16 protein-coding genes, 2 tRNA genes and 1 pseudogene are annotated in these 18,753 nt (G+C 73.8%); 2 read left to right on the top strand and 17 right to left on the bottom strand.

Translation table 11 applies throughout. From position 1 onward, the window contains the following. Positions 1–186 precede the first annotated feature (186 nt). Positions 187–1,182 (bottom strand): DNA polymerase III subunit delta, encoded by a 996-nt coding sequence (gene holA, locus ACIPW5_RS30630; protein ID WP_401251790.1) that lies wholly within the window; start codon positions 1,180–1,182, stop codon positions 187–189. Between the two features lie 61 nt (positions 1,183–1,243). Between holA and ACIPW5_RS30635 the strand changes: the two genes are divergently transcribed. Continuing rightward, positions 1,244–1,486 carry a hypothetical protein gene (locus ACIPW5_RS30635; protein WP_401251793.1) on the top strand — a complete coding sequence of 81 codons (243 nt, stop codon included), beginning with the start codon at positions 1,244–1,246 and terminating at the stop codon, positions 1,484–1,486. Between the two features lie 17 nt (positions 1,487–1,503). Here ACIPW5_RS30635 and ACIPW5_RS30640 read toward each other — a convergent pair whose 3' ends face one another. From ACIPW5_RS30640 to ACIPW5_RS30705, 14 genes and pseudogenes are all read right to left on the bottom strand, one after another. After that, positions 1,504–2,385: a YceI family protein gene (locus tag ACIPW5_RS30640; RefSeq protein WP_401251795.1), complete on the bottom strand. Its 882-nt coding sequence runs from the start codon at positions 2,383–2,385 to the stop codon at positions 1,504–1,506. Positions 2,386–2,521: 136 nt separating this feature from the next. After that, positions 2,522–4,867 (bottom strand): annotated as a pseudogene (locus ACIPW5_RS30645) (ComEC/Rec2 family competence protein); the annotation flags it as partial. A gap of 131 nt (positions 4,868–4,998) precedes the next feature. Then, on the bottom strand, positions 4,999–5,769 hold the full coding sequence (locus ACIPW5_RS30650) for a helix-hairpin-helix domain-containing protein (RefSeq protein ID WP_401251798.1): 771 nt from the start codon (positions 5,767–5,769) through the stop codon (positions 4,999–5,001). Positions 5,770–6,153: 384 nt separating this feature from the next. Next, complete coding sequence (locus ACIPW5_RS30655; RefSeq protein WP_401251801.1) at positions 6,154–6,999, bottom strand: DegV family protein; 846 nt, start codon at positions 6,997–6,999, stop codon at positions 6,154–6,156. A gap of 84 nt (positions 7,000–7,083) precedes the next feature. Next, positions 7,084–7,848 (bottom strand): hypothetical protein, encoded by a 765-nt coding sequence (locus ACIPW5_RS30660; protein WP_401251804.1) that lies wholly within the window; start codon positions 7,846–7,848, stop codon positions 7,084–7,086. A 129-nt stretch (positions 7,849–7,977) separates the two neighbouring features. Further along, a complete protein-coding gene (gene leuS, locus ACIPW5_RS30665) occupies positions 7,978–10,842 on the bottom strand; it encodes a leucine--tRNA ligase (RefSeq protein ID WP_401251807.1) in 2,865 nt (954 codons plus the stop codon). A 257-nt stretch (positions 10,843–11,099) separates the two neighbouring features. Then, positions 11,100–11,172, bottom strand: a tRNA-Ala gene (locus ACIPW5_RS30670). Positions 11,173–11,325: 153 nt separating this feature from the next. Next, entirely contained in the window at positions 11,326–11,559 is a 234-nt protein-coding gene (locus ACIPW5_RS30675; RefSeq protein ID WP_008738908.1) for a hypothetical protein, read from the bottom strand. A gap of 146 nt (positions 11,560–11,705) precedes the next feature. Further along, positions 11,706–11,778: transfer RNA gene (locus ACIPW5_RS30680), tRNA-Ala, on the bottom strand. A gap of 133 nt (positions 11,779–11,911) precedes the next feature. Continuing rightward, positions 11,912–12,574, bottom strand: coding sequence for a histidine phosphatase family protein (locus ACIPW5_RS30685; protein WP_401251972.1), 663 nt, complete (start codon positions 12,572–12,574; stop codon positions 11,912–11,914). Then, positions 12,571–13,017 (bottom strand): ribosome silencing factor, encoded by a 447-nt coding sequence (gene rsfS / locus ACIPW5_RS30690; RefSeq protein ID WP_125602767.1) that lies wholly within the window; start codon positions 13,015–13,017, stop codon positions 12,571–12,573. The genes ACIPW5_RS30685 and rsfS overlap by 4 nt, the downstream gene beginning before the upstream one ends. Before the next feature lie 143 nt (positions 13,018–13,160). Beyond that, positions 13,161–14,807, bottom strand: coding sequence for a LytR C-terminal domain-containing protein (locus ACIPW5_RS30695; RefSeq protein WP_401251811.1), 1,647 nt, complete (start codon positions 14,805–14,807; stop codon positions 13,161–13,163). Positions 14,808–14,831: 24 nt separating this feature from the next. Beyond that, a complete protein-coding gene (nadD, locus tag ACIPW5_RS30700) occupies positions 14,832–15,449 on the bottom strand; it encodes a nicotinate-nucleotide adenylyltransferase (RefSeq protein WP_007264023.1) in 618 nt (205 codons plus the stop codon). Positions 15,450–15,513: 64 nt separating this feature from the next. After that, on the bottom strand, positions 15,514–15,681 hold the full coding sequence (locus ACIPW5_RS30705; RefSeq protein ID WP_362474236.1) for a hypothetical protein: 168 nt from the start codon (positions 15,679–15,681) through the stop codon (positions 15,514–15,516). A 141-nt stretch (positions 15,682–15,822) separates the two neighbouring features. Between ACIPW5_RS30705 and ACIPW5_RS30710 the strand changes: the two genes are divergently transcribed. Further along, positions 15,823–16,941 carry a M48 family metallopeptidase gene (locus tag ACIPW5_RS30710; protein ID WP_401251815.1) on the top strand — a complete coding sequence of 373 codons (1,119 nt, stop codon included), beginning with the start codon at positions 15,823–15,825 and terminating at the stop codon, positions 16,939–16,941. Here the strand turns inward: ACIPW5_RS30710 and ACIPW5_RS30715 are convergent. Together ACIPW5_RS30715 and ACIPW5_RS30720 are read right to left on the bottom strand one after the other, a co-directional pair. Next, positions 16,910–18,103, bottom strand: coding sequence for a hypothetical protein (locus tag ACIPW5_RS30715; RefSeq protein WP_401251818.1), 1,194 nt, complete (start codon positions 18,101–18,103; stop codon positions 16,910–16,912). The genes ACIPW5_RS30710 and ACIPW5_RS30715 overlap by 32 nt on opposite strands. 67 nt (positions 18,104–18,170) lie before the next feature. Further along, complete coding sequence (locus tag ACIPW5_RS30720) at positions 18,171–18,710, bottom strand: hypothetical protein (protein WP_401251821.1); 540 nt, start codon at positions 18,708–18,710, stop codon at positions 18,171–18,173. Positions 18,711–18,753: the final 43 nt, after the last annotated feature.

Consider the following 18,753-nt stretch of genomic DNA (forward strand, 5'->3'; position numbering starts at 1 on the left):
TCGATGTGATCGCCGGGACGGACCCAGCGGGCCCTCTCTCCCGCTCCTGACCGGCACCCCGCGCCGCACGCGGCCTGCGTTCGCCACGCGGGTGCGGCGCACAGAGCAGTGACCGAAGGCCCCGGATCCCCCCTTCCCCAGGGAGGATCCGGGGCCTTCGTGTGTCCCCCGGGGCCCGGAAGGGGCTCAGCGCCCCCGCGGGGCCCTGGCGGCCCGCGCCACGGCCACGACGGCCTTCTCCAGCGCGTACTCCGGGTCGTCCCCGCCGCCCTTGACCCCGGCGTCGGCCAGCGCGACCGCGCGCAGCGCGTCCGCGACGCCGTCCGCCGACCAGCCCCGCATCTGCTGGCGGACCCGGTCGATCTTCCACGGCGGCATGCCCAGGTCCCGGGCGAGGTCGCCCGGACGGGCCCCGCGCGGGGCGGAGGCGAGCTTGCCGATGGCCCGGACCGCCTGCGCCAGCGCGCTGGTGATCAGAACGGGGGCCACACCGGTCGCCAGGGACCAGCGGAGGGCTTCGAGGGCCTCCGCGGCCCGCCCCTCGACCGCCCGGTCGGCGACCGTGAAGCTGGACGCCTCCGCACGGCCCGTGTAGTAGCGGCCGACCACGGCCTCGTCGATGGTGCCCTCGACGTCCGCGCACAGCTGCGCCGCCGCGCTCGCCAGCTCCCGCAGGTCGCTGCCGATCGCGTCCACCAGCGTCTGGCAGGCCTCCGGGGTCGCCGAGCGCCCCAGGGTCCGGAACTCCCCGCGGACGAACGAGAGCCGGTCGGCCGCCTTCGTCATCTTCGGGCAGGCGACCTCGCGGGCACCCGCCTTGCGCGCCGCGTCCAGCAGGCCCTTGCCCTTGACCCCGCCCGCGTGCAGCAGGACGAGGGTGATCTCCTCGTACGGCTCGGCGAGGTAGGCCTTGAGCTCCTTCACCGCGTCCGCGCCCAGGTCCTGCGCGTTCCGCACGATCAGGACCTTGCGCTCGGAGAACAGCGAGGGGCTGGTCAGCTCCGCCAGCGTGCCGGGCTGGAGCTGGTCGGAGGTCAGGTCCCGTACGTCGGTGTCGGCGTCGGCCGCGCGGGCGGCCGTCACCACGTCCCGCACGGCGCGGTCGAGCAGCAGGTCCTCCTGCCCCACCGCGAGGGTGATCGGGGCGAGCGGATCGTCGGTGGGGTTCTTCCTGGTGGCCATCGCCCCCAGCATCCCACGCCGCACTGACAGCACCCCTCGCCCCGTGCCCGAGAATGGTCGGGTGAACGTGCGACATGTACTGGTCCTGCCCGACCGCGACGCCGCCGAGGAGGTGGCCCAGGAGGCCGTGGACCGCTTCGGCCTGCCCGAGGAGCCCCAGTTGGTGCGCGACGCCCTCGCCGGCGAGGACGACGCCGAGGACGCCCAGTGGCTGGTGGTCGTCGAGGACCCCCGGGAGCGGCTCGACGCCGCCGCGCTGGACGAGCTCGCCGCCGAGTACGAGGGCTGGCTGGAAGCCCCGTAGGGCGGCGCTCCCGCGGCCTACGCCTTGTGGACGATCTGCACGTCCAGCTCCACTTCCACGGTCGGCCCGATCGCCGCGATGCCCTGGGCCAGCACGGACTGCCAGTTCAGCGCGAAGTCCCCGCGGTTCAGCTCGGCCGTGGCGCGGCAGGCCGCCCGCGGCTCGCCCTCCAGGCCCGTGCCGTGGCCCAGGTACTGGGTGTCGAGGGTGACCGAGCGGCTGACCCCGTGGAGGGTGAGGGCGCCCGCGACGGCCCAGCGGCTGCCGCTGCGGTGGATGAACCGCTCGCTGTAGAACTCCACCCGCGGGTGGCGGACCGCGTCCAGGAAGTCGGAGGACCGCAGGTGGTCGTCCCGCCGGCGCATCCCGGTGTCGATGCTCGCCGCATCGATGATCACGTGCATGGAGGAGTCCTCCATGCGCTCGGCTATCCGCACCGCTCCGGCGAAGGTCGTGAACCGGCCGTGGATCCGGGCGAAGCCCATGTGCCGGGCGGTGAAGGCGATCGACGAGTGCGTCGGGTCGAGCTCCCAGTGACCGGGCTGCGGCAGCAGCGGCGGCTCCACCGAGTCGAGGATGATCTCCGCCGTGCCGGGCTGCGCCGGGTCCCCCACCAGCGTCGCCCCGTGGAAGGGCGCGTACCCCTCGGCGGTGACGGAGAGCCGGTACTCGCCCTCCGGCATCGCCGCCGTGAACCCCCCGTAGGGATCCGTCTCCCCGCTGACGACCCGTCGGCCGATCGGGTCGGTGACCTCGAACTTGGCCTGGCGGATGGGCTGGTGGACCGTGTCGAGCACCCGGCAGCTCAACAGCCGCGCCGTGTGCGGCAGTGTGAGAGTGGCGGATGTGGTCGAAGCGGCACCACTGGTCGTCTCCATCCCCCGTCGGCGACCGAACATGGCTAGTGCACCCCCGTGCTGTGTGGACTTGGACCGTTCTGGCGAAGAGGCATTCGATCATGCTGTCGGGTTGTGGGCAAACAGAGTGGTCGCGCCCGGTATGACCACGCACTTTCGGACGCCGTCCGGCCGGAAACGCACGCATCCGGGCGCCGCTCCCCGAGACGGCGACGGAGCCGTCCTCGTCGGTCCGCAAAACGGCCGCCCCATGGGCCCTGAGCTGGGCGATCGTGCCCGGTGCGGGGTGCCCGTAGCGGTTTCCGGCACCGACGGGGACGATCGCCAGGCGCGGCCGGATCCGGTCCTGGAGGCCGGGGTCCTGGTGTGCCGATCCGTGGTGGGCGACCTTGAGCACGTCCACCGGGCCCAGTTCCGGATGCTCCCTCAGAAGCGCTTCCTGCGAAGGGGGTTCGAGGTCTCCGAGCAGGAGGAGCGTCAGACCCGAGGTACGCACCAGCAGGGCGACGCTCGCGTCGTTGGGCCCCTCCGGCGGCGGAGCCGTCGCCGAGGGCCACAGCACCTGCCACTCCAGCAGCCCGGTCCGGCGCCGCTCCCCCGGCACCGCGGGCACGACGGGCACCCCGGCCCGCGCCGCCGCCCGCCGGACCGCGGCCGCCTGCGCGGCCGGCTCCTCCAGCACGGTGGTTTCGATCACACCCACGGACCGGCCCCGCAGCACCCCGGAGACCCCTCCCACGTGGTCGGCGTGGAAGTGCGTCAGCAGGAGCAGCGGGACCCGGCTCACCCCCAGGGCGCGCAGGCACGCGTCGACCGGCCCCGGCTCGGGCCCGGCGTCGACCACGACGGCCGTACCGGCGCCGGCGGCCAGCACGGCCGCATCGCCCTGGCCCACGGCGCACTGGACGTAGCTCCAGCCCGGCGGCGGCCAGCCGGTGACGGTACGGACCAGCTGCGGCGGCCGCACCACCGCGACCAGCAGCAGCACGGCCGCGACGGCACAGGCCCCGCGGCGCCGCCCGAACCGGACCCCGAGCCCCACCGCGACCGGCACGGCCGCAGCCAGCAGCAGCCCGCCGACCAGCCCGCCCGGCCAGGGCAGCTCCGCCCCCGGCAACCGGGCCCCGGCCCGCGCCACGGCGGCGATCCACCCGGCGGGCACCCCCGCGCACCGGGCGAGCAGCTCCGCCACGGGCATGGACAGCGGGGCCGCTCCGAGGACCGCGAAGCCGAGCACGGTGGCGGGACCGGCCGCCAGCTCCGCCAGCAGGTTGCACGGCACCGCGACCAGGCTCACCCGGGCGGAGAGCACCGCCACCACCGGGGCGCACACGGCCTGCGCCGCGAGGGCCGCCCCCAGGGCGTCGGCGAGCCGCGGCGGCGTCCCCCGCCGCCGCAGGGCCCCGCTCCAGCGCGGCCCGAGGGTCAGCAGCGCCCCGGTCGCCAGCACCGAGAGCAGGAACCCGGTGCTGCGGGCGAGCCACGGGTCGTACAGCACCAGCAGCAGCACCGCCCCGGCCAGCGCCGGGACCAGGGACCTGCGCCGCCCGGTCGCGAGGGCCAGCAGGGTGACCGCCCCGCAGCCGGCGGCCCGCAGCACGCTCGGGTCGGGCCGGCACACCACCACGAAGGCCAGCGTCAGCGCCGCCCCGCCCAGGGCGGTGGCCCGCAGCGAGAGTCCCAGCCGGGGCGCCAGCCCGCCCCGCTCGGCGTGCTGCGCGCGGGCCGGGGACCCGATCAGCAGGAACAGCACCACGGTCAGGTTGGAGCCCGAGACGGCCAGCAGGTGCAGCAGGTCGGTGGCCCTGAAGGCCTCGTGCAGCTCGGGCGGGACCCGGGAGGTGTCCCCGACCACCAGCCCCGGCAGCAGGGCCCTGGCGTCCCCGGGGAGCCCCTCGGTGGCCTCCCGCAGCCCGCCCCGCAGCACCCCCGCGAGCCGCTGCACCTGGTCCGGGCCGCCCGTCACCCGGGGCGGGACGTCCCCGGCCGGGCGGAGCAGGGCCACGGCCCGCTCCCCGTCCCGCGCCGGCGCCAGCCGGGCCACCACCGCGACCCGGGTCGAGGGCTCCAGCCGGGCCCACCCCGGATGCCCGGCCAGCACCCGCACGGGGGTCTCCACCCGGGTCCGCGTCCCGTCGGGGCCGCTCACCCCGGTCAGCACCGCGTCCAGCACCACCACCGGCGGCCCGGCCCCGCCCCGGGCCGTCCGGGGGTCCGAGCCGACGGTGAGCTCCGCCCGCACCCGGGCATGTTCCCCGGCCAGCCGGGCCATCGGCCCCGCCCGCGCCTCGGCCCGCTCCAGCCCGGCCACCCCCGCCCCGGCGGCGGCGCAGAGCAGCACGGCGGCCACGGCCGGTCCGACCCCCCACAGCGGCTGCGCCCCGCGGAGGGCGGCGAGCAGCAGCACCCCCGCCGCGGCCACCGCGAGCCCCGCCCCGGCGGCGCTCCACCCGCCCGGCACCCCGAGCGCCAGGGCCGCCGCACCCCAGGCCGCCACGGCCGGCACCGCCAGCCGCAGATCCACCGGCCCGGCCCGCTCGTCCCGCGCCGACTCACCTCCGGCCCGCTCACCCTGAACAGGCCCACCCCGCGCCGACTCACCTCGGGCCCCCGCACCCCCCGCCGGCGCTCCCCCCGCCCGCTCCCCGGCGCCGCTCACGGCCGCACCAGCCCGCGCAGTTCGGCGAACCTCCGCTCGCCGATCCCGTCGACCTGCCGGAGGTCCTCCACGGCCCGGAACCCGCCCCGCGCGGTGCGGAAGGCGACGATGTTCCGGGCGAGCACGGGCCCCACCCCGGGCAGCGCGTCCAGCTGCTCGACCGTCGCACCGGCCAGGCTCAGCGGCCCGGCCCCGGCCCCGGCCCCGCCCGCTCCCGCGCCGGGAGCCGGCCCTCCCGCACCCGGCGGCGCGCCGGCACCCACCAGCACCTGTTCGCCGTCCACCAGGACCCGGGCCCGGTTCAGCCCGGAGGTGTCCGTACCCGGCCGCACTCCCCCCGCGGCGGCCAGCGCGTCCTCCACCCGCGAGCCGCTGGGCAGCCTCCGCACACCGGGCTCGCGCACCTTGCCGCTGACGTCCACCACGATCCGGGCCCCCGTACCTCCCGGGGCCGCCGACGGCACCGGGGCGGCAGGAACGGCGCCGGGCCCGAGCACGGCCGGGGCCGTCACCGGCTGCGGCCGGCCGGACCAGTACTGCTGGGCGGCGAACCCGACCGCCACCACCAGCACCACCGCCACGGCGGCCACCGTCCTCGGCTCCACCCCGCACCGGACCTGCAGCCACACCGGCAGCCGCTCCCGCAGCGCGGGCCTCCACGCCCCTCCGGCGGCCGGGTCCGCGACACCCGGCGCGTCCACCGCACCGGGCGCCCCGACCGCCCCCGGCGGGTCCGCCACCCGCAGCGCCCCGGTCTCCTCCCCCACCCCCGGGGTTCCGCCCGACAGCAGGGCCTCGGCCCTGCGCCGCGCCTCGGCGGGATCGGGCCGCGGCCGGGCACGGCGCCGCTCGCGGAACCTCCCGTCGGACCGGCGCGCCCGCCCGGGCCCGCTGCCACCGCCGCCCGCACCCGCGGGAGGAGCAGCCGTGGACCCACCTGGAGCTGAACCCTGAGCCGGAACCGGAGCTGAACCCTGAGCCGGAGCCGGACCTGAAGCCGGACCCGGAGCCGGAGCCGGAACCGGAGCTGAAGTACGCGTTCGAAGAGTCATGCCCCGAAGCTAGAGCCGCCCCGCGAACCACCGCTCGGAGCCCTCGATTCCTGTGGACCACCGCTCCGTTGTGGACAACCCGGCCACTCTCCCGGGTGATCAGCGCGGGGAGACGACCGCCGCGAGCAGCCCCGGCCCGGTGTGTGCGCCGATCACCGCGCCAACCTCGCTGACGTGCAGCTCGACCAGGCCGGGAATGCGCTCGCGCAGCCGCTCGGCGAGCTTCTCGGCCCGCTCGGGGGCCGCCAGGTGGTGGACGGCGACGTCGACGCCCCGCGCCCCGGCCCGTTCGACGGCCAGCTCCTCCAGCCGGGCGATGGCCTTCGAGGCCGTGCGCACCTTCTCCAGCATCTCGATCCGCCCGCCGTCCAGGGTCAGCAGCGGCTTGACCGCCAGCGCGGAGCCGAGGAGGGCCTGCGCGGCACCGATCCGGCCGCCGCGCCTCAGGTAGTCGAGGGTGTCCACGTAGAAGTAGGCCGACATCTCCGCGGCCCGCTTCTCGGCGGCGGCCACGGCCTCGTCGGCGGATCCGCCGGCCTCGGCGGTCTCGGCGGCGGCGAGGGCGCAGAAGCCGAGGGCCATGGCGACCATGCCGGTGTCGACGACGCGGACCGGCACGGGGGCGGTCCGGGCCGCGACCACGGCGGCGTCGTAGGTGCCGGAGAACTCGGCGGACAGGTGCAGGCTCACGATGCCGGTGGCGCCGGCCTCGGCGGCCTCCCGGTAGGCCTGCACGAACCGCTCCGGGCCGGGGCGGGAGGTGGTGACGGGGCGGCGCTTCTGCAGGGCCGCGGCGAGGCTGCGGGCCGAGATCTCGGTGCCCTCCTCAAGGGCCTCGTCGCCCAGGACCACGGTCAGGGGGACGGAGGTGATCCCGTGCCGCGCCATCGCCTGCGGGGGCAGGTAGGCCGTGGAATCGGTGACGATCGCGACATGGCGGGACATGAGCCGGAGGTTACCGGCACAGGGGGTGTTCCGGCAGCCCGGAGCTCCCCCGCACCCCGGACACCCCCTCGGTCCTTCTTCCGCTCAGGTGGTGGTCTCCGGCCGGGGGGCCTTCTGCCAGGGGTACGCCGCCGCCGGGGCGGCGGGGTCCAGCGCCGGCCGGGCCGGCTCCTGCGGCCGTGCCGCTTCCCCGGCCCGCTGCGAGGGCTGTGCCGGCCGCGCGCCCGGCTCGGCGCCCGCGGCCGCCTGGCGCGCGTCCCAGGCCGCCGCGGCGGCCGCCAGGTCGTCGACCGACTCCCGGGACCAGTCGCGCAGCGCGTCCGACTCGACCTCGATCTGCTCCGAGAGCAGCGACAGCTCGTCGTCCGCGAACCGCCGGGCGCGGTCGCGCGCCGCCCACCGCAGCGAATCGGCCGACTTCGTGATCTTGAGGGTGCGCTCCCGCAGATCGGGCAGGCGCTCCGCGATGCGCTTGCGGTCGGGCTCCTGCTCCAGCCGCTTCAGCTCGTCGTCCAGCTCGTGACCGTGCCGGCTCAGCCGCTCGAAGAGGGCGACGGACTCCTGCAGCGAGCTGTCCGACTGCACGCCCTGGTACAGGGCGGCCTGGGTGGCGCGCATGGAGTTGCGCAGGTCGAGCCGCAGCTGGGCCAGTGAGCCGGCGACCCCGGTCTGACCGATGCTCCTGGCCTTCAGGGTGGTGTCCTCCACCGTCCGGCGGGCCTGCGTGATCGTCCGGTCCACGCCGCGCTTGGCCGCGCCCACCGCCTTCACCGTGGCCCAGGCGCCCAGCCCCAGGATGGCGAACAGCACCACCAGGGCGAAGATGATGATCAAAGCGCCTACCTCCATGAGGTTCCCTTCCCCGGCTTGTTCCCGTCCCTCCCACCGTAAACGCCGCGGGCAGGCCAGGGGTTCCAATCGAACCCCCAACCTGCCCGTACGGGATCACCCCGAGGACCACCTCGGACGAGGAGCGCCTCAGATGACGATGTTCACCAGCTTCGGCGCGCGCACGATCACCTTGCGGATCTCCGCGCCGCCCAGGGCCGCGACGACGCCCGCGTCGGTGACGGCCAGCTGCTCCAGGTCGGCCTCCGAGATGCCCGGCGCCACCTCCAGGCGCGCCTTGACCTTGCCCTTGACCTGGACCACGCAGGTGACCGTCTCGTCCACGACGTACGCCGGGTCCGCGACGGGGAAGTCCTGGTGGACCACCGAGTCGGTGTGGCCCAGGCGGTGCCACAGCTCCTCCGCGATGTGCGGGGCCAGCGGGGCGACCAGCAGCACCAGGCGCTCGGCCACGGAGCGCTCCAGCGGGCGGCCCGCCTTCGTCAGGGCGTTGTTCAGCTCGGTGATCTTCGCGATCGCCGTGTTGAAGCGCAGGCCCGCCATGTCGGAGCCGGCCCCGTCGACGGCCTTGTGCAGGGCGCGCAGGGTGGCCTCGTCGGGCTCGCCGTCGACGACGGTGACCTCGCCGGTCTCCTCGTCCACGATGTTGCGCCACAGGCGCTGCAGCAGGCGGTACTGGCCGACGACGGCGCGGGTGTCCCACGGGCGCGAGACGTCCAGCGGGCCCATCGCCATCTCGTACAGGCGCAGGGTGTCCGCGCCGTACTCCTCGCAGATCTCGTCGGGCGTGACGGCGTTCTTCAGGGACTTGCCCATCTTGCCGTGCTCGCGCTTGACGGGCTCGCCCTGGTAGAAGTAGCCGCCGTCGCGCTCCTCGACCTCGGCCGCCGGCACGTACACGCCGCGCGCGTCGGTGTAGGCGTACGCCTGGATCATGCCCTGGTTGAACAGCTTGTGGAACGGCTCGGCCGAGGACACGTGGCCCAGGTCGAACAGCACCTTGGACCAGAAGCGGGCGTACAGCAGGTGCAGCACCGCGTGCTCGGCGCCGCCCACGTACAGGTCGACGCCGCCGTGCGGCGCGCCCTCGCGCGGGCCCATCCAGTACTGCTCGATCTCCGGGTCCACCAGGGCGGACGCGTTGTGCGGGTCCAGGTAGCGCAGCTCGTACCAGCAGGAACCAGCCCAGTTGGGCATGGTGTTGGTCTCGCGGCGGTAGGACTTGACGCCGTCGCCCAGGTCCAGCTCCACGTTGACCCACGCCTCGTTGCGCGACAGCGGGGTCTCCGGCTTGGAGGTGGCGTCGTCCGGCTCGAAGGTGCGCGGCGAGTAGTCCTCGACCTCCGGCAGCTCCAGCGGCAGCATCGACTCGGGCAGGGCGTGGGCGACGCCGTCCGCGTCGTAGACGATCGGGAAGGGCTCGCCCCAGTACCGCTGGCGGCTGAACAGCCAGTCGCGCAGGCGGAAGTTGACGGTGCCCTCGCCGATGCCGCGCCCGGTCAGCCACTCGGTGATGACGGCCTTGGCCTCTACGACGCCCAGGCCGTCCAGCGAGACGCCCTCGCCGGCGGAGTTCACCAGCTTGGCGTCGTGGGAGACGAACGCGTCCGCCCACTCGGCGGTGTCGGTGCCGCGGCCGTCCGTCGGCTCGACGACGCAGCGGATCGGCAGCTCGAAGGCGCGGGCGAACTCGAAGTCGCGGGCGTCGTGCGCCGGGACGGCCATGATGGCGCCGGTGCCGTAGCCCATCAGCACGTAGTCGGCGATGAAGACGGGGACCTTCTCGCCGCTGACCGGGTTGACCGCGTACTCGCCGGTGAAGACGCCGGTCTTGTCCTTGGCCTCGGCCTGCCGCTCGACGTCCGACTTGGAGGCGGCCTGCTTGCGGTACGCGGCCACGGCCTCGGCGGGGGTGGCGTACCCGCCGGTCCACACGTCGTGGGTGCCCTCGGGCCAGGCGGCCGGGACGAACTTCTCGACCAGCGGGTGCTCGGGCGCCAGGACCATGTAGGTGGCGCCGAACAGGGTGTCCGGGCGGGTGGTGAAGACGGTGATGGCCTCGTCGCCCAGGGCGAAGTCGACGCGCGCGCCCTCGCTGCGGCCGATCCAGTTGCGCTGCTGCAGCTTGATGGCCTCGGGCCAGTCCAGCGCGTCCAGGTCGTCCAGCAGGCGGTCCGCGTAGGCGGTGATCCGCATGTTCCACTGGCTCAGGCGGGACTTGAAGACGGGGAAGTTGCCGCGCTCGGACCGGCCGTCCGCGGTGACCTCCTCGTTGGCCAGTACGGTGCCCAGCCCGGGGCACCAGTTCACGGGCGCGTCGGAGGCGTAGGCCAGGCGGAAGCCGTTCAGCACGTCGGCGCGCTCGGCGGCGGTCAGGTCCGCCCAGGCGCGGCCGCCGGGGACCTCACGGGTGCCGGCCTCGAAGGCGGCGACCAGCTCGGAGACCGGGCGGGCCTTCTTCGCGTCGGCGTCGTACCAGGAGTTGTAGATCTGCAGGAAGATCCACTGGGTCCACTTGTAGTACTCGGGGTCGATCGTCGCGAAGGAGCGGCGCTTGTCGTGGCCCAGGCCCAGGCGGCGCAGCTGGACCTTCATGTTCTCGATGTTCGCCTCGGTCGACACGCGCGGGTGCGTGCCGGTCTGCACGGCGTACTGCTCGGCCGGCAGGCCGAAGGCGTCGAAGCCCAGGGTGTGCAGGACGTTGTGGCCGGACATCCGCTGGTGGCGCGCGAAGACGTCGGTGGCGATGTAGCCCAGCGGGTGGCCGACGTGCAGGCCCGCACCGGAGGGGTACGGGAACATGTCCATGATGAACTTCTTGGGCCGGGCGACGAGCGCCGGGTCGCCGGCCAGGTCACCGGTCGGGTTCGGCGCCTCGTAGGTGCCCTCCGCGTCCCATACGTCCTGCCAGCGTGCCTCGATGTCGGCGGCCATGGCAGCCGTGTAACGGTGCCCCTCGGCCGCCTCGGGGGCCGGGGTGTTCGTCTCGCTCATGATTTCTGAAGCTCCATCGATCGTCTCTGCCGTCTCTGCCCGCCCAAACGAAAAAGCCCCTCGCACAGGAGGGGACGCCGCGCCGATGCCGACCTTCTCGAAGGGTCGGTACTGATCAGCGCGGCTCGGTAAGCAGAAGGCGTACGGCACGCATGGCGTCAGGGTACCGCAGCGGCCCCCACGGGCGCTCGGACGTTCCACCGACCGGGCACAACGAGAAGCGGGCCACCCGATCCGGGTGGCCCGCTTCTTCACTGTGGAGCTAAGGAGAATTGAACTCCTGACCTCCTGCATGCCATGCAGGCGCTCTACCAACTGAGCTATAGCCCCTTGTTTCTCTCTGCCGCCGGGCCCCTTCTCGGTTTCCCTTGCCGGTTCCCCCTGGCGACATCGAGAACATTACACGGTCATGGCCCCAGACCAAAAATCGGTTTCCGGTGGCCCGTTATGTCCGATTCTGCCGCGCCCGTTCCGCTCTCCCGGTCATGCCCGGGCGAACTGGTAGAAGCGCTTCAGCGTGCAGTGCTCGTCGAGCAGGCGGCCGTAGATCGGCTCGCCCTCCAGCTCCCGATACGTCTCGATCGGGTCGCCTTTTATGATCAGCGCCCGCGCGCATTCCTCGCACCAGTACTGGTAGTCGGGATTGACCGGGTCCATGTCCCGCACGATCGGCGTGCCGTTGTTGCACCAGTCGCACCGCCGCCGGTGTGCACCCATCCGTCAGCGACTCCCTCCCGCGTCGGGCCGTCGTGTCCCCCTCCGGCCGTCCGATTCTGCCACGTCGACAGCGGACGGGTCAGCAAGCGCACAAACGGGAACAAACGCAAGGATCCCGCCCCCTGTTGGGGACGGGATCCTGATTGTGGAGCTAAGGAGAATTGAACTCCTGACCTCCTGCATGCCATGCAGGCGCTCTACCAACTGAGCTATAGCCCCGCTCTCCGCCGCGTTCCCCCCGTTTCCGGTGTTCTTCGCTGCGAACAAGAAGAACTCTAGCCTGTGACCAGCCGGAAAGTGAAATCCGGGCCCGAGCGGGCCCGGGGGCCACACGGAGGGCCCGGCGGAAGCCTCAGTCGTCGTCGCCGAGCACCGGCTCCGGCAGCGTGCCGGCGTTGTGCTCCAGCAGGCGCCAGCCGCGCGCGCCCTCGCCCACGACCGACCAGCAGCAGTTGGAGAGCCCGCCCAGGCCCTCCCAGTGGTACGGCTCCAGGCCCAGGAGGCGCCCGATGGTCGTACGGATGGTGCCGCCGTGGCTGACGACGACCAGCGTGCCGCCCTCGGGCAGCCGGTCCGCGTGCTCCAGCACCACCGGAGCGGCGCGGTCGGCGACCTCGGTCTCCAGCTCGCCGCCCCCGCGGCGGACGGGCTCGCCGCGCTTCCACGCCGCGTACTGCTCGCCGTACTTCTCGAGGATCTCCTCGTGGGTGAGCCCCTGCCACTCGCCGGCGTACGTCTCGCGCAGCGCCTCGTCGTGCGCCACGGACAGGCCCGTGACGGCGGCCAGCTCGGCCGCCGTGTCCGCGGCGCGCCGCAGGTCGGAGGCCACGATGGCGTCCGGCTTCAGCGAGGCCAGCAGCCGGGCGGCGCGGCGCGCCTGCGCCACACCCGTCTCGGTCAGCTCGATGTCCGTCGAACCCTGGAAGCGGCGCTCCAGGTTCCACGAGGTCTGGCCGTGCCGCCAGAGGACGATCTTCCTGCCGGACCGGCCGGCGGGCGTCGTGGTCGTGCTCAGAACAGATCACCGTCCATCTCGTCGTCGCCCTGCGCCTCGCGCAGCTTGGCGTGCTCCTCGGCCTTGCCGATGGTGAGCTTGGCGTCCTCGGGGAGCTCGATCTCGGGGCAGTCCTTCCACAGGCGCTCCAGCGCGTAGAAGACGCGCTCCTCGCTGTGCTGGACGTGGACGACGATGTCGACGTAGTCCAGCAGGATCCAGCGGGCGTCGCGGTCGCCCTCGCGGCGCACCGGCTTGGCGCCGAGCTCCTTGAGGAGGCGCTCCTCGATCTCGTCGACGATCGACTTGACCTGACGGTCGTTGGGCGCCGAGGCGAGCAGGAAGGCGTCGGTGATCGACAGCACGTCGCTGACGTCGTACGCGATGATGTCGTGCGCGAGCCGGTCGGCCGCCGCCTGGGCGGCGGTGGTGATGAGCTCGATGGAGCGGTCCGTGGCGGTCACTGGCCATGCTTTCGGGTTGGCGGACAGATACCCACAAGGGTCTCACGTACCGCCGACGCCGCCCGCGCGGAACGTCCGGCGCGGGCGGAACCGCAGGTCGGGGCCGGTCCGGCAGGGCAGCCCCGCGGGCCCGGCACGCGCCCTCAGGACGGCTTGTAGTCCTTGCCCAGCACCACCACGACGTCCGCGTTCACCGGGTTCTCGGCCTTCCGCACGGCCGTCTCCGGCAGCCCCAGCGTCTTGGCGACCTCGACGGCCCGGTCCCGCTGGGCCTCGTCCTGGTACGTGATCCGCGTGACGGCCGCCGCCCCGTCGGCCCGGCCGCCGTCCACGAAGCCGTAGCCGCCGTTGAGCAGCGCCGCCTTCGCCGCCCCCCGCGCCTTCTCGTCCCCGGTGGCGTCCTTGAGGCCGACCCGCGGGACGGCGCCCGGCTGGGCCGCGCCGGCGGAGCCGCCCAGGATCTCCTTGACGACCTTGCGGTTGGCCTCGTCGGTCAGGCCGCCGTTGGGCTTCACGGTGAGCACCTCGGTGCGGTACGCCGCCACCTTGGCGTGCTCGCCGATCCGCGCCAGCAGCCCGCCCAGGTTCTGCGCGTCGAGCCCCGGGTCGAGGATCTGGCCCATGCTCTCGACGGTCGTGGCCGCCGCCTTCGGGTCGCCCGGGATCTTGCGGAGAACGGCGTAGAGCACCTTCCCGGTGCGCTCCAGCTGCCTGGCCTCCGGTTCGCCCGGGCCCCGGTGGGTGGCGTACGCGACGGCCATCGCCCCGGTCAGGCTCTGCCCGGTCCCCCGGGGCACGGCCGGGGTCCTGGCCTGCTCGTCGGCCGGGACGGCCGTGTCGGTGTCCACCTCGATGCCCCCGACGAGCTCGACGAGGCGCTCCAGGAAGGGGGTGTCCAGGCGCCAGGTGCCGCCGATGCGGGTGCCGAGGACGGTGTCGAGGGACTCGCGGGTGCCGAGGCCGCCCTCCTCGACGGCCTTGCCGAGGGAGGTGCCGGTGCCGTCCTGCCCGGCGACGCCGAGGCTGTTGGGGATCAGGACGGTGGCGCCCTGGCCGGTCGTGACGTTGTCCACGAGGAGGGCGGTGGAACTGCCGCCCCGCTTCGTGTTGTGCAGGTGGACGACGATCATGTCGCGCTTCTGGGCGCCGGCGGCGGCCGCGGCGCCCTTCTTCTGCCCGGGGCCGTCGAGGAAGGGCAGTCCGCCCGCGTACCAGAGCCAGCCCAGCCCGCCGACGCCGGTCAGGGCGAGGACGGCGACCAGGGCGACGACCCGGTTGCGGCCCCGGCGGCGGGCCTCCTCGCGGCGCTCGGTGCGGCTCTCGGTGAAGGCGAGCCAGTCGATGACGTCCTCGGAGTCCTCGTCGGGCCCGTCGACGAAGGAGAACTGTTCCGTGCGGTGGTCACGGCCGCCGGGGGCGTCCGTGATCCCGGCGGGGGGCCCGGCGGGCGCCGCCCGGCGCGGTTCGGGCACCGGTGCGGGTGCGGGCGGCGGGGGCGGCTGCTGCTGGGGGGCGCCCTGCTGCGGGATCCACTGCGGGTGCTCCTGCCGGCCCGGGTACGGGTCGTGGCCCTGCGGCTCCGGGTACGGCTGCTCGTACTGGTCGTACCGCTCGTACGGGGGGTACTGCTCGTACTGCGGGTACGGGGGGTGCTGCTGCCCGTACGGGGGCGGGGCGGGCGGTGCGGGCTGCGCGGTCACCTGGCCGTACACGGGTCTGCCGTACGCGTCGTAGCCGATGGGCTGCTGCTGGGCGGCGTACGGGTCGTACGGATCCTGTGGGTCGTTCACCGCGGGGCCCCTCTCTCCGGAAGCTCAGGCTCCCCGGTACAGCTCGCGCTTGTCGATGTAGCGCACCACACCGTCCGGAACCAGATACCAGACCGGATCGCCCTGGGCGACCCGCGTGCGGCAGTCCGTGGAGGAGATGGCGAGCGCGGGGACCTCGACCAGCGAGACCCCGCCCTCGGGCAGTCCGTCGTCGGTGAGGACGTGGCCGGGCCGGGTCACTCCGATGAAGTGGGCGAGGGAGAACAGCTCGTCCGCGTTGCGCCAGGTGAGGATCTGGGCGAGGGCATCGGCACCGGTGATGAAGAACAGGTCGGCGTCGGCGTTGAGCGCGCTCAGGTCCCGCAGGGTGTCGATGGTGTACGTCGGGCCGCCGCGGTCGATGTCGATGCGGCTCACCGAGAACTGCGGGTTGGAGGCCGTCGCGATGACCGTCATGAGGTAGCGGTCCTCGGCGGGCGACACGGCCCGCTGGGACTTCTGCCACGGTTCGCCCGTGGGTACGAAGACCACCTCGTCGAGGTGGAAAAGGGCGGCCACCTCACTGGCGGCCACCAGGTGTCCGTGGTGGATCGGGTCGAACGTCCCGCCCATCACTCCGAGCCGGCGCTTGACCGGGCCCGTAGGCATTTCCTGCTCTCCCATGAGCGCAGAGCCTACTGGCCCGGTGACGCGCGCGCGGCGGCCCGGTGCGTACGAGGAGCCCGGCCTAGCGGTCGCGGTTCAGGCGGGTGGTCACCCAGAGCATGAGCAGCAGGATCACGAGCGCACCGCCACCGGTCAGGTACGGGTTCAGGCTGTCGTGGTTGCCGCCGTGCTGCCCGCCTTCCTCCGCAGCGAGGAGGACCAGGTTGTGGGCGGTGGTGGAGAGGCTCATCAGGCAGGTACCTATCGAGTCGGGGAGCGGGCGGAGACTTCCCTCACATCGTATGCGGGGGCCCTGGGCACGCTCACGCCGACTCAGGCGTTGGAAGAGGATGGACGCACGACACCACAGCCGATCCAGGGGGAGGGCGCCATGACGGACACCGTTTCCGAGACGTCACCGGCACGCAATCGCAGGAGGTTCCCGGGGATTTCCTCGCGGGCCTACGAGCACCCGGCGGACCGCTCGGCGCTGGTCGCGCTGCGCAAACTCGCCGGTTTCGACACGGTGTTCAAGGCCCTCAGCGGGCTGCTCCCGGAGCGCAGCCTGCGCCTGCTGTTCCTGTCGGACTCGGTGCGGGTGGGCGAGACCCAGTTCCCCCACCTGCACGAGATGCTGCGCGACGCCTGTTACATCCTGGACCTGGAGAAGGTCCCCCAGATGTACGTGCAGCAGGACCCGAAGCCCAACGCGATGTGCATCGGGCTGGACGAGCCGATCATCGTCGTGACCACCGCCCTCGTCGAGCTGCTCGACGAGGAGGAGATGCGGGCGGTGGTGGGCCACGAGGTGGGCCACGCGCTGTCCGGGCACGCCGTGTACCGCACCGTGCTGCTGTTCCTGACGAACCTCGCCCTGAAGGTGGCGTGGATCCCGCTGGGGAACGTGGCGATCACGGCGATCGTCACCGCGCTGCGCGAGTGGTTCCGCAAGTCGGAGCTGTCGGCGGACCGCGCGGGCCTGCTGGTCGGGCAGGACGTGAACGCCTCGATGCGCGGCCTGATGAAGATCGCGGGCGGCAACCACCTCCACGAGATGAACGTGGACGCCTTCCTGGCCCAGGCCGAGGAGTACGAGCAGGGCGGCGACCTGCGCGACTCCGTCCTGAAGATCCTCAACATGCTGCCGCGCACCCACCCCTTCACGACGGTGCGGGCGGCCGAGCTGAAGAAGTGGTCACAGAGCCGGGACCACCAGCGGATCATGGACGGGCACTACCCGCGCCGGGAGGACGACAAGGACACCTCGGTGACCGACTCGTTCCGCCAGTCCGCCTCGCACTACGCGGATTCGGTGCGCAGCAGCAGGGATCCGCTGATGAAGCTGGTCGGCGACATAGCCGGCGGCGCGGGCGACCTGGGCGGGAAGCTGCGCGACAGGTTCACCGGATCGGGCGGCGCCGCCACCCGGGATCCCGGCGGCTCCGGCGACGCCAAGGGCGCCCAGGGGGCCGAGGGCGCTACGGGCTCGGGCCCGGGAGGACGGGACTGACGGAGGCCTGCGCGGGCGGCCGGGACGGCTCCGGCGTGCTGCTCGGCGTCCCGGCCGGTGCGAGTACGCCGCACAGCCCGGCCGTGCGCCGGGGGTGGCCGCTGGCGTACGGGTCGCTCGCGGGCGGGCCCACGGTGGTGGGACCGGCGCCGGCCAGGAGGGGGCGGAAGCCCTCGGCGGGTTCGGTGGCGCAGTCCTGCGGCCCGGCCATCACGTAGGCCGAGGACACTTCCGCCCGGCGGGCCGTGAGGTCCTCCCGGTCGAAGCGCAGGCGCAGCTCCCGTCGGACGGTGAAGAGCGAGGCTCCGTCGGCGGCGGCGGGCGGTCCGGACGCCGGACGGACGGCGTACACGAAAGTGTGGTCGGTGCTCACCTCCAGCACCTCGGGGTTGAGCTCCTGGAAGGCGAGGGTCCCGCTCACCCGGACGCGGCTGTCGGCGACGGCGGCGACGGCGGGGTCGAAGCGGACCAGCCAGCCGGTGGCGGCGTGCCGGCCGTCGCCGGAGGGCGAGGCCACGCTCTCGTCGAACTGCGCCAGCTGCCCGGGGTCCAGGAACACCCGCACGGGCCGGGAGGCGGCGCCGGAGAGGACGTCCGGGTCGAGCGAGGACTGCACCAGGTAGTCCTTGGCGATGGTCAGGGCGGCGACGACCTGGCTCTCGGTGAAGTGGTGCGTGCGCCGGACGGCCGGAAGGGTGATGCCGGCCGCCCCGATCCGGTACTCGGCCGCCGGGCTCTTCGCGTAGAGGTCGGCCGGGCGGCCGCCGGGCACCGGTTCCGCCGGTGCCAGGGGGACGACGGTGCTGCTCAGCGGCTCGGCGTTGCCGCCGGCCGGGGGCACGTACGGGTTGCGCATGCCCAGGTACACGGCGATCGCGAAGGCCGAGGCGATGAGCAGCACGAGCAGCATGCCCTGACGGGCGCCGCGGCCGGGGGTGCCGGTGCGGGGGCCGCCGGAGCCCCCGCCGGACCAGAGGGAGCGGCTGCGGACGGCGCGGGCGTGCTCGCCCATGCGTTCCTGGGCGGAGAACTCCTGGAGCCGGGCAGCACGGACGAAGTCCTCGTCGAACACCACCGAGCGGTACTCGTCCGGGCGTAGTTCGTCGTCACCCCCGCCGATGCCTTCGGGGGTGCCGTTGGGCGGATCTCCTGGAACGGCCATCGCTTCTCCCGCTGTCCCCGCTTCAGAGAAGCCCCCAGCTCCGGAGCGAACGAGCGGGGTCGTACCTTCAGGGTTGGCGGCCGACGGGGTACGTAAACGCGCCGACGCCCGTGACTTCCCTGAGCGGCGTACTGGCCGGGGCGGGTGCGGGGTCCTGGTCGCCGGCGGCACTGCGGTAGACGGCGCTGAAGGCCAGCGCGACCATGCCGAGCCCCATCACGACGGCGAGCACCCATGCGACGGGGCGCAGCCAGGGCGCGCGTCCGCGGTACGGGCGCATGGCACCGCCGTAGACCCCGTACGGGCCTTCGGCGTAGCCGTGGCCGTACTGGCCGGGCTCCCATCCGGGGTCGTCGAAGCCGTACCCGTCGGGGTACCCGTAGTCGTCGTCGGCCGCGCGGCCTCCGGCGACGCGGGCGGCCTCGGCCTCGGCGCGCGCCCGGTCGGCCGCTCGCTGGCGCTCGGCCGCGCTCGGTTCATGGATCTCGGCGTTCCGGACGAAGGCCTCGTCGAACACCACGGAGGCGAAGTCGTGATCCGCGCCTCCGCGGTCGTCGTCGGGCTCCCCGTCGTCCGGGAACGGCTTGCCCCCCACGTCGTCCGGCACGGGACCAGCGTAGACCTGGGGGGCTGCTTTGGGCAGGGTGTAA

Source organism: Streptomyces sp. NPDC090077 (genome assembly GCF_044747545.1).
Taxonomy (GTDB): domain Bacteria; phylum Actinomycetota; class Actinomycetes; order Streptomycetales; family Streptomycetaceae; genus Streptomyces.

Excerpts from the sequence above, each read along its gene's own strand:
- holA (WP_401251790.1), bottom strand. The coding sequence starts at position 1,182 with ATGGCCACCAGGAAGAACCCCACCGACGATCCGCTCGCCCCGATCACC.
- ACIPW5_RS30640 (WP_401251795.1), bottom strand. The coding sequence starts at position 2,385 with ATGTTCGGTCGCCGACGGGGGATGGAGACGACCAGTGGTGCCGCTTCG.
- ACIPW5_RS30655 (WP_401251801.1), bottom strand. The coding sequence starts at position 6,999 with ATGTCCCGCCATGTCGCGATCGTCACCGATTCCACGGCCTACCTGCCC.
- ACIPW5_RS30660 (WP_401251804.1), bottom strand. The coding sequence starts at position 7,848 with ATGGAGGTAGGCGCTTTGATCATCATCTTCGCCCTGGTGGTGCTGTTC.
- leuS (WP_401251807.1), bottom strand. The coding sequence starts at position 10,842 with ATGAGCGAGACGAACACCCCGGCCCCCGAGGCGGCCGAGGGGCACCGT.
- ACIPW5_RS30675 (WP_008738908.1), bottom strand. The coding sequence starts at position 11,559 with ATGGGTGCACACCGGCGGCGGTGCGACTGGTGCAACAACGGCACGCCG.
- nadD (WP_007264023.1), bottom strand. The coding sequence starts at position 15,449 with ATGGGAGAGCAGGAAATGCCTACGGGCCCGGTCAAGCGCCGGCTCGGA.
- ACIPW5_RS30705 (WP_362474236.1), bottom strand. The coding sequence starts at position 15,681 with ATGAGCCTCTCCACCACCGCCCACAACCTGGTCCTCCTCGCTGCGGAG.
- ACIPW5_RS30710 (WP_401251815.1), top strand. The coding sequence starts at position 15,823 with ATGACGGACACCGTTTCCGAGACGTCACCGGCACGCAATCGCAGGAGG.
- ACIPW5_RS30715 (WP_401251818.1), bottom strand. The coding sequence starts at position 18,103 with ATGGCCGTTCCAGGAGATCCGCCCAACGGCACCCCCGAAGGCATCGGC.